The organism is Novosphingobium sp. TCA1 (assembly GCF_009811895.1).
In the GTDB taxonomy this organism is placed as follows: domain Bacteria; phylum Pseudomonadota; class Alphaproteobacteria; order Sphingomonadales; family Sphingomonadaceae; genus Novosphingobium; species Novosphingobium panipatense_A.
The window spans coordinates 103,917-117,010 of record NZ_BLJH01000009.1; the positions used below are offsets into that span (position 1 = coordinate 103,917).

The window sequence follows — 13,094 nt, forward strand, 5'->3', positions numbered from 1 at the left end:
GTGCGCCAGCACTGGTAGCGCTATCATTGTTTGCCTTAATATGCCCAGTGCCGGTGCGCGTCAACAGTTATGTTAGCGGTATCTTTCACTTGTAGGAATAGAGCTTTACCCGCTGGATCTGCCACTTTCCGGCCTCCAGCCGGATATGGCGCCCTTGATGCGTCTGGTCGCCGTTGAGCAGTCTGCCCGGCACCCATTTGCCGGTCGAGTCGAAACGGCCCTCGAACGCCGAATCGATCCCGGCAAGCGCTGCCCCGTTCGATCCTGGGCCCGATTTCGGCTTGAAGGTGACGGTCACGCCCTGCCCGGCGATGAGATACTCCTCCGGCCCGATCTGGATGATCATGCCGCCCGCCGCCGCGATCGCTGCCGTCGTGCCCGGCTGCGAGGCATCGGCGCCGGGGTTCGCCACCGGCTTCTGGATATCGGCATAGGCGATGGTGAAGCGATAGGGGCCGACCTCGCGCACCTCGGGTTCGTAGACCAGCGTATCGTCATAGAGCTGGCGCGGCTTGAAGCCGACCATCCGGTCCGTGCCCTGCGCATCGAGGATATAGGGCTTCAATTGTTGGAGAACCCCGTAAGCATCCTTGAGCGCGCCGGGATCCTCGTCCACCGAGTCGATCGAGAACGGGCCGAAGCCGATCGCGTCGAGTTGGCCGATCGCGTAGAAGGCATTGGCAGGCGCGGTCGGGTTATTCGAATTGTGCGCCTCGGGGATGAACAGCAGGTTGTCCGGCCGCTTGTACCCGTTCACGATGTCCACGAAGTTCGGGAAATAGATGTCGGGCGCCAGGAAATCGAGGTGCGGGCCGCCCGCCTTCCAGACGTCCAGCAAGTGCGGCAGCGGGCCGCCGCTGGGATATTCGCCGGGAATGCGGCCCGGTCGGTTGAGCGCCACGTTGACGTACATCGGGATCGGATAGGCCGCCTTGCCCGCCGCGGCGAGCTGGTCCGCGAAACGGGCATAGTGCCAGGCGGCGAAGACTTCGGCCGCAGCGTCGCCGCCACCGAACATCTCTTCCCAGCTCCCGCTGGTCGGCGCGCCGCGTTCAAGCCACATCCGGCGCATGCCGGGCACCAGCGAATCCTTGTGCGCCGTCAGGTAGTTCACCAGCTCGGCGGGAACCGGCTCGCGGTAGGCGGCATTGGCGGCGGCGCTGTAGTCCCGCGCGACCGGCAGCATGCCGATCTCGTTCTCCACTTGCACCATGACGACGGTGTTATCCTTGGCATCCACCGCCTTCAGATGCGCCATCAGCGCCGCATAGGCCCGCTGGTCCGCCTTCAGCGTCTCGGCGCCGAACGTGGAGAGGATCTCCACGCCCTGCCCGTTCGGCATCTGCGCGCGCGGGAAGCGCTGCTGGTCGCGCTTCACCCAGGCGGGGACGTAAGTGGACATGGAATTCTTCCACGCGCCGAACCACAGGACCACCAGCTTGAGATCGTTCGCCCGCGCCGCCTTGATCTGGGAATCGACCGAGGACCAGTCGAAAGTGCCCTCGACCGGCTCGATCAGCTCCCACGAAACCGGCGTGAGCACGGTATCGAGGTTCATCTCCTTCAATCGCTTCCAGTGCGGCTCCATGTAGGCGGCGCTGGAGGAGGCGGAGTTGCTCAGTTCGCCCGCGATCATCAGCATGGGCTTGCCGTTCACGATCAGCTGCTGCGTATCGCCCTTCGCCTCGAGACGCGGCGCATCGGCCAGAGCGGGGGCGGAAAGGCTCAGGCTGGCAGTAAGCGCGGAGACTGCCAGGGCGGCAGTGCGGAAAGTCATGCGTTCTCTCCCAGGAATGCAGCGATCACGGCATGGGCGCCGGATGTTTCGAGATGGCCGAGATGGGCGGCGATCGCATCGAGCACCGCGCCGCCCGGCGCCTGGCCGAGCACACCGAGCGCGGCGACGACGCGCGCGCGCGGGGTCGGCGCATCGCGCAAGGCCTCGGCAAGGGCCTGCGCGGCGGGATCGTCGATCGCGAAGCTCTCGCCCGCGTCGGTCGTGCCTGCCTGCCAGCGCACCCATGCCGCCACGGCCAGCGCGATGGCAGTGAAGGAACCGCCCTGCTCCGCCACTGCGGCGAGCGGCGCAAGCAGGCGCTGCGGCAGCTTCTGCGATCCGTCCATGGCGATCTGGCGGGTACGGTGCTGGAGCGCGCTATTGGCGAAGCGCGCCATCAGTTCGGCCCGGTATGCCGCCACGTCCAGCCCCGCAGGCGGATCGAGCGTGGGCACGACTTCGTCCCACAGCCGCTCGACGAAAAGCAGGCCCTGCGCGGTGCCGACGAATTCATGCACGAAGCGGTCACCGGCCAGACCGCCGAGATAGGCGATAGCCGAATGCGCGCCGTTGAGCAGGCGCAGCTTGGCCTCCTCCCAGGGCGCGACGGCATCGGTAAGCTGCACGCCGAGCGCGGCGAAATCGGGCCGCTCGCCCGCGAAGCTGTCCTCGATCACCCATTGCAGGAAGGGTTCCGCCTTGACCATGGCCCTGTCGTCCACGCCGATCAGCGCCGTGACACCGGCGATATCCTCGTCGGTGGTGGCGGGGACGATGCGGTCGACCATGGTGGCCGGGAAGGTGCAGCTTTCCGCGATCCAGGCGGCGAGCGCGGGATCGTGCGCCTCGGCCATGGCGAGTACCGCGCCTTTCAGCAGGGCACCGTTGTGCGGCAGGTTGTCGCAGGACAGGATCGAAAGCGGCGCGCGGCCCTCGGCGCGGCGGCGCGCCAGTGCGGCGACGAGGAAGCCCGCCGCGGTGCGCGGACGCTCCAGCCCGGCGAGATCGGCGGCGACGTCCGCATCCTCTGTCATCAGACTGCCGGTCTTGCGATCGAGGCAATAGCCTTTCTCGGTCACCGTCAGGGTGACAAGGTGCGTATCGGGCGAAGCCAGCGCGGCGACCACCGCCTCCGGGCCTTCCGGGGCGACCAGCACCTGCTGCACCACGCCCATGATCTGCGGGGTCTGCACCTCGCCTTCGCGCACCAGCAGGGTGTAGAGGCCGTCCTGCGGGTTCATCTGGTCCCGCACCGAGGCCGAGCGCAGCGAGACGCCGATCACGCCCCAGCGCAGATCGCCCGAGGCCAACGCCGCCTCGAAAACGGCGGCCTGATGCGCGCGGTGGAAGGCGCCGATGCCGAGATGGACGACGCCCGCCCTGACCGCCGCGCGGTCATAGGCAGGCCTAGCGACGGATGCCGGAACCTGTCCGAGAGTCTCGTTCGAAAGCCTCACAGCTTGTACGCCGCCTTGACGAGATCATAGGCCAGCGCGCGCGCCACTTCGTGGGCCTCGTCCTCGGGCAGGCGGTGTTCGGCCACGAGCTGCGCCAGCCAGGCGCAGTCCATGCGGCGGGCCACGTCGTGCCGGGCCGGGATCGAGAGGAAGGCGCGGGTATCGTCGTTAAAGCCCACGGTATTGTAGAAGCCGCCGGTCTCGGTCGCGCGTTCGCGGAAGCGGCGCATGCCTTCCGGGGAATCGTGGAACCACCACGGCGGGCCGAGCCGCAGCGAGGGGTAGTGCCCGGCGAGAGGCGCCAGTTCGCGCGAATAGACGTCCTCGTCCAGCGTGAAGAGGATCAAGGTCAGGCGCGGGTCGTTGCCGTAGCGGTCGAGCAGCGGCTTCAGGGCCTGCACGAATTCGCCGGGGAGCGGAATATCGCCGCCCTTGTCTCGCCCGAAGCGCTCCAGCACGGCCTGGTTGTGGCTACGGTGAACCGCCGGGTGGAGCTGCATGACCATGCCGTCCTCCACGCTCATCCCCGCCATTTCGGTGAGGATCTGGGCGCGGAACAGTTCGGCGTCCTGCTTGCTCGCACCTGCCTCACCCACTCCGGCCAGCACCCGGTGGTAGAGCGCCTCGCAATCCTCCGGCGAAAGATCGGCGGTCAGCGCGCTGGGATGGCCGTGATCGGTCGAGGTGGCACCGGCCTCGCGGAAGCGGGCGCGGTGGAAGCGGTGCGCGGCCAGATAGCCTGCGTACGTCGAGACATCCTCGCCCGCCATCTCGCCGAACTTCGCGACCTTCGCGGCGAAGCCCGGCGTTTCGGGATCGACGACCGGATCGGGGCGATAGGCGGTGACGACGCGGCCGTTCCAGCCGCTTTCCCGGATCGCGCGGTGATGGGCGAGCGGGTCCAGCGGGCCTTCGGTGGTGGCGATCGCCTCGATGCCGAAGCGTTCGAACAGCGCGCGTGGGCGGAAGGCCGGAGTCTTGAGCGCGGCGTCGATCACCTCGTAATAGTGGTCCGCCGTGCTCTCATCCAGCAGCACGTCCAGGCCGAAGACTTCGGCGAATACCCAGTCCAGCCACATGCGCGAGGGCGTGCCGCGGAACAGGTGATAGTGCTGCGCGAAGAGGTTCCAGATCTTGCGCGGGTCCTGCTCCACCGGGCTGCCGTCCACGCTCGGCACGCCCAGCGATTCCAGCGGCACGCCCTGCGAATAGAGCATGCGGAACACATAGTGGTCCGGCACGATCAGCAGCGAGGCGGGGTTGGGGAACGGCTCGTCATAGGCGAACCAGGCTGGATCCGTGTGCCCGTGGGGGCTGACGATCGGCAGGTCCTTCACGCCTTCGTAGAGCGCGCGGGCGATGGCCCGGGTGCCGGGATCGGCGGGGAACAGGCGATCGGGATGGAGAGCGAGAGGACGAGTCATGCGGCAGCATCCTTGAGGTCGGGATTGGCGACCTGGTAACGAGGAAGGATCAGGTGAATGACGGCAAGCGCCACGAGATAGGCGCAGGAGGCGACCACGAAGATCGGGCCGTAGCTGCCCACGCCTTCGAGGATGGCGCCTGCGAACTTGGCCATGAGCATGCCGCCCAGCGCCCCGGCGAGCCCGCCGAGGCCGACGACCGAACCGGTCATCCAGCGCGGCATGGTATCGCCGGGCAGCGCGTAGAGATTGGCGGAGAAGCCCTGATGCCCGGCGCAGGCCAGGCCCACCAGCGCCACGGCCGTCCACAGCCCCGGCGCATGCGGCGCCATGGCGATCGGCACGGCGCAGAGCGCGGCGAGGAACATGGCGGTCTTGCGCGAGCGGTTGACGCTCCAGCCCCGGCCGATGAAGCGCGAGGAAGCCCAGCCGCCCAGCACCGAACCGATGTCCGCCAGGATATAGACCGCGATCAGCGGCGGGCCGAAGTCCAGCATCTTCACGCCGAACTGCTTGTTGAAGAAGTCCGGCAGCCAGAACAGGAAGGTCCACCAGACCGGATCGATCAGGAAGCGGCCGAGCATATAGGCCCAGGTCTGGCGATAGCCGAACAGCGCGCGCCACTTGACCGGGCGCGGCTTCTCCATCGGATCGGCCTCGATCCAGGCCAGCTCTTCGGCGCTGAGGTTCTTCTTGTCACGCGGGCGGCGGTAGAAGCCGAGCCAGGCCGCCAGCCACAGGACCGTCAGCAGGCCTGTGAGGATGAAGGCCCAGCGCCAGCCCAGCGTCAGCGCGATCACCGGCACCACCAGCGGGGTCAGGATCGCGCCCACGTTGGAGCCGGCGTTGAAGATGCCGATGGCGAAAGCGCGCTCGCGCTTGGGAAACCATTCGTTGGTGGCGGCGATGGCGGCGGGAAACGTCCCCGCCTCGCCGATGGCCAGGGGAATGCGTGCGAAGAGCATGCCGCTGGTAGAGGTGAACAGCGCGTGCGCCATGTGGCCGACCGTCCACAGCGTCACCGCCAGGGCATAGCCCGCGCGTGCGCCGATCTTGTCGATCAGGCGGCCGAAGAACACGTAGGCAATGCCGTAGCCTGCCTGGAACCAGATCGCGAGGTCGGCATAGCCGCTCTCGCTCCAGCCGTAGCGCGCCTGAAGCTCGGGCTTGAGCGTGGGCAGGACCAGCCTGTCCACATAGCTCAGCACCACCGCCGCAAAGAGCAGCGCGCAGACGATCCAGCGGATCCGGCCCGAGGGCTTGCCCGGACCGGTCGCGACGTCGACCTGAGGCGTCACGCCGTTCACCGCGATCACCAGTTGTACATCGTGCCGTCTTCGAGGCGGTTCACCGGCAGGAAGGCGCGATTGTATTCGTACCCGGCGGCCAGTTCCTCATCGATGTCCACGCCCAGGCCCGGCGCCTCGCCCGGATGCATCATGCCGTTCTCGAAGGTATAGGCATGGGGGAACACCGCATCCGTTTCCGGCGTGTGGCGCATGTATTCCTGCACGCCGAAGTTCGGCACCGAAAGGTCGAAGTGCAGCGCGGCGGCCATGCAGACCGGCGAAAGGTCGGTGGCGCCGTGGCAGCCAGTGCGGATCTGGTAGAGATCGGCCAGCGCGGCGATCCGGCGCAGATGGGTGATGCCGCCCGCGTGGACCACGGTGGCGCGGATATAGTCGATCAGCTGGTTCTGGATCAGGTCCTTGCAGTCCCAGATCGAGTTGAAGATCTCGCCCACGGCCAGCGGCGCGGTGGTGTGCTGGCGGATCAGCTTGAAGGCCTCCTGGTTCTCGGTCGGGGTCGCGTCTTCCAGCCAGAACGGGCGATAGGGCTCCAGGTCCTTGCCGAGGCGACCTGCCTCGATCGGGGTCAGGCGGTGGTGGATGTCGTGCAGCAGATGGACGTCCCAGCCCAGCGCCTCGCGCGCGGCCTTGAACAGTTCGGGCACGACGCGCAGGTACTTCGCGGTGTTCCAGACGTTCTCAGTGGGCAGGTCGGCGTCGGCGGGCTCGTAGAAGTACTTGTCCTTGGAGACGCCGTAAGTCGAGGCCATGCCCGGCACGCCGCACTGGAGACGGATCGCCTTGTAGCCCTGCGCCTGGTAATCGAGCGCCACGTTGATGGTGTCCTCGATCGTGGTGCCGTTGGCGTGGCCATAGACCATCACGCCTTCACGGCTCGCACCACCGAGCAGCTGGTAGACCGGCAGACCGGCGATCTTGCCCTTGATATCCCACAGCGCCATGTCGACAGCGGCGATGGCGGTCATCGTCACCGGGCCGCGGCGCCAGTAGGCACCCTTGTAGAGGTACTGCCACACGTCCTCGATCCGGTGCGCATCGCGGCCGATCAGGCAAGGGATCACATGGTCGGTCAGATAGCTGGCGACCGAGAGTTCGCGGCCGTTGAGAGTCGCGTCACCGACACCGGTGGTGCCGTCGTCGCACGTGATCTTGAGCGTGACGAAGTTGCGACCCGGGCAGGTGATGATGACCTTGGCATCGACGATCTTGGGCATGGAATGGATCCTCAGGCGATTTCGAGAGTGGTGGTCTTGAGATCGGCGCTGCTGGCGCCGACCAGGATATCGAACAGGCCGGGCTCGACGACTTCGCGCATGTCCTCGTTCCAGAGGCTGAAGTCGTCGGGGCCGAGGGTGAACTCGACCTTGCGGGTCTCGCCAGGCGAGAGCGTGACGCGGCGGAAACCGCGCAGTTCCATGACCGGGCGGGTGACGCTGGCGGCCTGGTCGTGGACGTAGAGCTGCACGACTTCGTCGCCCGCGAGCTGGCCGGTGTTGGTTACGTCCACCGAAACGGTGACGTTGCCCGAGAGGCCGATGCGCGGTGCCGAAAGGCTGGGGGCGCCCACGGTGAAGGTGGTGTAGCTGAGGCCGAAACCGAAGGGATAGAGCGGCGCCGTCTCGGCAAAGAGATAGCCGCGCTTGGCCGAAGGCTTGTGGTTGTAAAAGAAGGGCACCTGCCCCACGTCCTTGACCACGGTGACAGGGAGCTTGGCGCCCGGATTGACGTCCCCGAACAGCGCCTCGGCCATGGCGGTGCCGCCTTCCTGGCCGAGATACCAGCATTCGAGGATCGCGTCGGCCTGCTCGGCCACGGTCGGCCAGGACGGCGGGCGGCCGTTGAGCGCGACGACGATCACCGGCTTGCCGGTCGCCTTGAGCGCGCGGAACAGCTCGTTCTGCTCGCCCACGAGGTCGAGGTCCGTGCGGTCGCCAAGGTGGTTCTTCGCATAGCCTTCGCGGCTGGTCTGCTCGGTATCGCCGATGGCCAGCACGATCACGTCGCTGCCCTTGGCCGTCTCCACGGCCTCCGTGATCAGCGCGCGGTTCTTCGCAGGGTCCGCCAGCAGGACTTCGTTGGCCGAGCGGTCCTCGCTCTGGGTGATGAACACGCCCTGCGCGAAGACGACTTCGGCCTTGCCTGCCACGCGCGACTTGATGCCTTCGACAAGGTTCACGCTGGAACGCGGCTCCGAGGAATAGCCGCCGAGACGGGTGACATTTGCATTCGGACCGACCACGGCGATGCGCTTCTGCGCGCCCGCCGTCAGCGGCAGGACGCCCGTATTCTTGAGCAGGCAGATCGACTTGCGTGCCGCTTCCAGCGCCAACGCGCGGGCTTCGGCATTGGCGGTGAGCTTCGCGGAGGCCCTGGGATCGACCGGCCCTGCCTCGAACATGCCCGCGCGGAACTTCAGCGTCAGCATGTGGCGGCAGGCGGCATCGACGGCGGCAAGCGGCACCAGCCCCTTGCGGACCTGATCGGCCAAGGTGCGATAGCCCTCACCGTCGGGCAGGTCGCAATCGACGCCCGCATGCAGGGCAAGGCGCGCCGCGCCCTCGATGTCGCCGGCAAGGTGGTGGAAGGAGGCGAGTTCGCCGATCGCCGCATAGTCGCTGACGATAGCGCCGTCGAAGCCCCATTCGCCGCGCAGCACGTCGTTCAGCAGCCAGCGGTTGGCGTGGCTGGGGATGCCGTCGATCTCGTTGTAGGAAGGCATGACCGCGGCGATGCCGGTGCGACGCACCACTTCGCGGAAGGGCGGGAAGAAGGAATCGTAAAGCTCGCGCTTGCCGAGCGGGGCCGGGGCGACGTTGTTCCCAGCCTCGGGCTGGCCGTGGCCGGTCATGTGCTTGAGCGTGGCGAAGACCTTGCCCTCGGCCAGTTCTTTGCCCGGTCCCTGCAGGCCGCGCACCGCGGCGACGCCCATTTCTCCGCAGAGATAGGGGTCTTCGCCGAAGGTTTCCTCGATACGGCCCCAGCGCGGGTCGCGGGCGATGTCCACCACCGGCGACAGCGCCAGCGTTGAGCCGTGCGCGCGCACTTCGCGGCCGATCACCGACTGCACGCGCTCCACCAGATCGGTGTCGAAAGTGCCGGCCATGGCGATAGCCTGCGGGAAGCTGGTCGCCTCGGGCGCCATATAGCCGTGGAGCGATTCCTCATGGAACAGCACCGGGATGCCAAGACGGGTCTGCTCGCGCGCCCACTTCTGCGTGGCATTGACGAAAGCGATGGTATCGGCAGGCTTGCGCCAGCGCCCCGTCACTTCGGTGCCGGTGTTGTTGGCCGTCGCCGCGCCGCCCCGGTCTGACGGACGGGCGATCTGGCCGATACCGTCGGGATGCGCTTTGCTGGCGCGTGCCGGATCGAAAGCGCGCGATTCGTCCATGATCTCGCGCTTGCGGGTGGAGAGGGTGACGAGCTGGGCCACCTTCTCGTCCAGCGTCATGCGCGCCATCAGGTCCCTGACGCGCAAGTCCACCGGGACTTTCGGATCCTTGTAGAGCGGCGCCGCCGCCCGCGCGGAAACCGGCAGGAAAGCCAGAATCGAGGCGCCCGCGCTCCAGCGCAGCAGTTCGCGGCGCGCAATCATGATAACGCAACCGCATGGAAGTGGCGCGATCCCGCGAGCGTCAGACTAACCGGAAAAACCATCTTGCTCCCTGCATCCCCTGGCCGCTCTTCGGCCCATTTCCCAAGCGGACGGCAAACTCTGTTGCCTGCCCCGAACTTTGTGTGTTAGCGGTATCATGCGCGACAACGAGCGAGCTTGTCAATGGCATCGCAGCGCTAATTGAATTCGGCCACCCGGCCACGATCTGGGATACAGGGGAGGATGATGAAGAAGCGGCTTCTGACGATCGGCGTATGCGTGGCGGCCCTTGGCCTCGCGAGCGCACCGGCCCTTGCAAACGATGGCTATGACCTCTGGCTGGCCCCCGCAGGCAGCCCTTCCGCCACGGAAATCCGCGTCGTCGGCCAGTCCGAAACGCTGGACCGCGCCGCCGCCGAACTGCGCCGCGATCTTGCCGCCGCGCCGCTGCCGGTCGTGCTGGCCCGGGCCGACGATCCCGCCCTTGCCGCCTTGCGCCTGCCCACTGCGGCGCTGGGCGACGAAGGCTATCTCCTGCGCGCCGCCACGCTGGACGGCCGCAAGACGCTGATCGTCACCGGCAAGACCGACCGCGCCGTGCTCTACGGTGCCTTCGCGCTGATTCGCGCGCAGAAGACCGGTGCCGATCTTGCCGCCATCGATCTCCAGTCCGCCCCGAAGATCGGCCTGCGCGTGCTCAACCATTGGGACAATCTCGACGGTTCGGTGGAGCGCGGCTATGCGGGCCAATCTCTGTGGGACTGGTGGACCCTGCCGGACTTCAAGGACCCGCGCTATACCGACTATGCCCGCGCCAATGCCGCGCTCGGCATCAACGGGATCGTCCTCAACAACGTCAACGCCAAGCCCGAAAGCCTGACCGCGCCCTATATCGCCAAGGCCAAGGCCCTGGCCGAAGTGTTCCGGCCCTGGGGCATCAAGGTCTACCTCTCGGCGCGCTTCTCCGCGCCGATCGAGGTCGGCCATCTCAAGAGCGCCGACCCGCTCGACCCCGAAGTCCAGGCCTGGTGGAAGGCCAAGAGCGACGAAATCTACCGCGAGATCCCCGATTTCGGCGGCTTCCTGGTCAAGGCCAACAGCGAAGGCCAGCCCGGCCCGCGCGACTATCACCGCAGCCATGCGGAAGGCGCCAACATGCTCGCAGCCGCCGTCGCTCCCCATAACGGCATCGTCATGTGGCGCGCCTTCGTCTATGCCGAAACCGACCCGGACGACCGCGCCAAGCAGGCCTATACGGAGTTCAAGCCGCTCGACGGCAAGTTTGCGGACAATGTGCTGGTGCAGGTCAAGAACGGCGCGATCGACTTCCAGCCGCGCGAGCCGTTCCATCCGCTGTTCGGCGCCATGCCGAAGACGCCGATGATGCTGGAATTCCAGATCACCAAGGAATACCTCGGCTTCGCCACCCACCTCGCCTATCTCGGCCCGCTGTTCGAGGAAGTGCTGGAGGCCGATACCCGTGCCAAGGGCAAGGGATCGACGGTGGCCAAGGTGATCGACGGTTCGCTCTATGGCCATAAGCTCAGCGGCATTGCCGGCGTCGCCAATGTCGGGCGCGACCGCGACTGGTCGGGTTCGACGTTCAACCAGGCCAACTGGTACGCCTTCGGCCGTCTCGCCTGGGATCCGACGCTTTCGGCCGACAGGATCGCCCGCGAATGGGCGCAGCAGACTTTCGGCAACGATCCGCGCGTGGTCGATACGGCCGTGAAGATGATGATGGCCTCGCGCGAGGCGGTGGTGGACTATACCGGCCCGCTCGGCCTCGCCCACGTCATGGGCACCGGCCACCACTATGGTCCGGGTCCATGGATCAGCGATCTGGCCCGGCCCGAATGGAACCCGGTCTACTATCACAAGGCCGATCGCGACGGCATCGGCTTCGACCGCACGAAGACCGGCAGCAACGCCGTGGCGCAGTACGAACCGGCGGTGGCGAAGCTGCTGGCGGATCCGCGCACGACGCCCGAAAGCGAACTGCTCTGGTTCCATCACCTGCCGTGGGACTGGAAGATGAAGTCCGGCCGCACGCTGTGGCAGGAAATGGTCGCCCATTACGATCGCGGCGTCGCCACGGTGGCGCAGATGCAGTCCGAATGGCAGGGCGTGAAGGGCCTCGTCGATGCGGAGCGCTGGCAGAAGACCGCCAGCTATCTCCAGATCCAGCACAACGAGGCCAAGTGGTGGCGCGACGCCAGCCTGGCCTACTGGATGTCGGTCAACGGCTTGCCGCTGCCTGCGGGCGTGGCCGCGCCGGAGCACGATCTGGCCTGGTACAAGGCGCAGGACTTCCCGCTCGCACCGGGACATCCCCACTGATCGCCCTTTGCCTGGTTGCGCTACCAGCGCGATTTGTGGTGTTAGCGAACATTCCCCGGTGCTCTTGGCGAGCGCCGGGGTCATGCGGGGGAACCAGATGAGCAGCCAGACCAGAGTTCCGCGCAAGCAGCGCTCCAGTGCCAAGATCGACGACGTCGCCCGCCTTGCCGGGGTCTCGCCGATGACGGTAAGCCGCGTCATCAACAAGGGCGCCAACGTCCGCGAGGAAACCCGCCGCAAGGTCGAGGCCGCCATCGCGGAGCTGAACTACGCCCCCAGCGCCGCCGCGCGGATACTGGCGGGCGGCGAGGACTTCAGGATCGGCCTGCTCCACTCCAACCCCAGCTTCGCCTATCTCAGCGAATTCCTGGTCGGCGCGCTGGAGGAAACCAGCACCGCCAATGCCCAGCTTCTGGTCGAGCCCTGCAACGAGGAAGGTGGAGAGGCCGGAGCGGTGGAGAAGCTGCTGCGCACGCGTATCGACGGCGTGATCCTGCCGCCGCCGCTCAGCGATTCCCCGGCCGTACTGGAGGCGCTGCGCCATGCCGACGTACCGGTGGTGGCCGTCGCCACGGGCCGCGCGCCGGAATGGGCGCTGTCGGTGAGCATCGACGACCGCGAGGCCGCCTTCACCATGACCCACCACCTGGCCGCACTGGGCCATCGGCGGATCGGCTTCATCACCGGCCATCCCAACCAGACCGCCAGCGCCGAGCGTCTCGACGGCTACCGCGAGGCGCTTTCGGCGCTGCACCTGCCGTTCGATCCGGCGCTGGTGGCGCAAGGCTACTTTACCTATCGCTCCGGGCTGGAAGCGGCCACGCAGTTGCTCGATCTCGACACGCCGCCCAGCGCCATCTTCGCCTCCAACGACGACATGGCGGCAGCGGCGATCACGGTGGCCCATCGGCGCGGGCTGGACGTGCCGCGCCAGCTTACCGTCTGCGGCTACGACGATACCGCGCTGGCCGTATCGGTCTGGCCGGAACTGACGACGATCCGCCAGCCCACCACCGACATGGCCCGCCGCGCGGTACGCCTGCTGATCGACGAGATCCGCGCACGCAATGCCGGGGCTCCGGCGGTCGAGCATCCGCATGTCGTGGCGGAATTCAAGATGGTCCGCCGGGATTCCGACGCAGGCCCTTCGGCCTGAACCTCACGCCGCACGAAGGAAAAGCGCCCCTTGCG

The 13,094-nt window shown here is 67.1% G+C and carries 8 protein-coding genes; 2 read left to right on the forward strand and 6 right to left on the reverse strand.

What is annotated here, in order from left to right:
* Positions 1-85: 85 nt before the first annotated feature.
* Genes NTCA1_RS12785 through NTCA1_RS12810 form a run of 6 tightly spaced genes read right to left on the reverse strand, consistent with a single transcriptional unit; the run spans position 86 to position 9,563 of the window.
* The gene (locus NTCA1_RS12785; protein ID WP_159830815.1) at positions 86-1,777 is read right to left on the reverse strand and encodes a DUF5597 domain-containing protein; all 1,692 of its coding nucleotides are present in this window, start codon (positions 1,775-1,777) and stop codon (positions 86-88) included.
* A complete protein-coding gene (locus NTCA1_RS12790; RefSeq protein WP_159830816.1) occupies positions 1,774-3,234 on the reverse strand; it encodes a mannitol dehydrogenase family protein in 1,461 nt (486 codons plus the stop codon). The genes NTCA1_RS12785 and NTCA1_RS12790 overlap by 4 nt, the downstream gene beginning before the upstream one ends.
* The gene (uxaC, locus tag NTCA1_RS12795; RefSeq protein WP_159830817.1) at positions 3,231-4,658 is read right to left on the reverse strand and encodes a glucuronate isomerase; all 1,428 of its coding nucleotides are present in this window, start codon (positions 4,656-4,658) and stop codon (positions 3,231-3,233) included. Before uxaC ends, NTCA1_RS12790 begins: the two co-directional genes overlap by 4 nt.
* Positions 4,655-5,971 carry an MFS transporter gene (locus NTCA1_RS12800; RefSeq protein WP_374705187.1) on the reverse strand — a complete coding sequence of 439 codons (1,317 nt, stop codon included), beginning with the start codon at positions 5,969-5,971 and terminating at the stop codon, positions 4,655-4,657. Before NTCA1_RS12800 ends, uxaC begins: the two co-directional genes overlap by 4 nt.
* On the reverse strand, positions 5,971-7,182 hold the full coding sequence (gene manD / locus NTCA1_RS12805; RefSeq protein WP_159830818.1) for a D-mannonate dehydratase ManD: 1,212 nt from the start codon (positions 7,180-7,182) through the stop codon (positions 5,971-5,973). The genes NTCA1_RS12800 and manD overlap by 1 nt, the downstream gene beginning before the upstream one ends.
* Positions 7,183-7,193: 11 nt before the next feature.
* Positions 7,194-9,563, reverse strand: a complete 2,370-nt coding sequence (locus tag NTCA1_RS12810; RefSeq protein ID WP_159830819.1) for a glycoside hydrolase family 3 N-terminal domain-containing protein — start codon at positions 9,561-9,563, stop codon at positions 7,194-7,196.
* 243 nt (positions 9,564-9,806) lie between these two features.
* On the opposite strand from NTCA1_RS12810, the gene NTCA1_RS12815 reads away from it, so the two are divergent.
* Together NTCA1_RS12815 and NTCA1_RS12820 are read left to right on the forward strand one after the other, a co-directional pair.
* The gene (locus NTCA1_RS12815) at positions 9,807-11,903 is read left to right on the forward strand and encodes an alpha-glucuronidase family glycosyl hydrolase (RefSeq protein WP_374705186.1); all 2,097 of its coding nucleotides are present in this window, start codon (positions 9,807-9,809) and stop codon (positions 11,901-11,903) included.
* A gap of 97 nt (positions 11,904-12,000) precedes the next feature.
* Positions 12,001-13,059: a LacI family DNA-binding transcriptional regulator gene (locus NTCA1_RS12820; protein WP_086493133.1), complete on the forward strand. Its 1,059-nt coding sequence runs from the start codon at positions 12,001-12,003 to the stop codon at positions 13,057-13,059.
* Positions 13,060-13,094 lie beyond the last annotated feature (35 nt).

Coding starts and splice junctions, on each gene's coding strand:
- uxaC (WP_159830817.1), bottom strand. CDS start 4,658: ATGACTCGTCCTCTCGCTCTCCATCCCGATCGCCTGTTCCCCGCCGAT.
- NTCA1_RS12785 (WP_159830815.1), bottom strand. CDS start 1,777: ATGACTTTCCGCACTGCCGCCCTGGCAGTCTCCGCGCTTACTGCCAGC.
- NTCA1_RS12820 (WP_086493133.1), top strand. CDS start 12,001: ATGAGCAGCCAGACCAGAGTTCCGCGCAAGCAGCGCTCCAGTGCCAAG.
- manD (WP_159830818.1), bottom strand. CDS start 7,182: ATGCCCAAGATCGTCGATGCCAAGGTCATCATCACCTGCCCGGGTCGC.
- NTCA1_RS12815 (WP_374705186.1), top strand. CDS start 9,807: ATGATGAAGAAGCGGCTTCTGACGATCGGCGTATGCGTGGCGGCCCTT.
- NTCA1_RS12810 (WP_159830819.1), bottom strand. CDS start 9,563: ATGATTGCGCGCCGCGAACTGCTGCGCTGGAGCGCGGGCGCCTCGATT.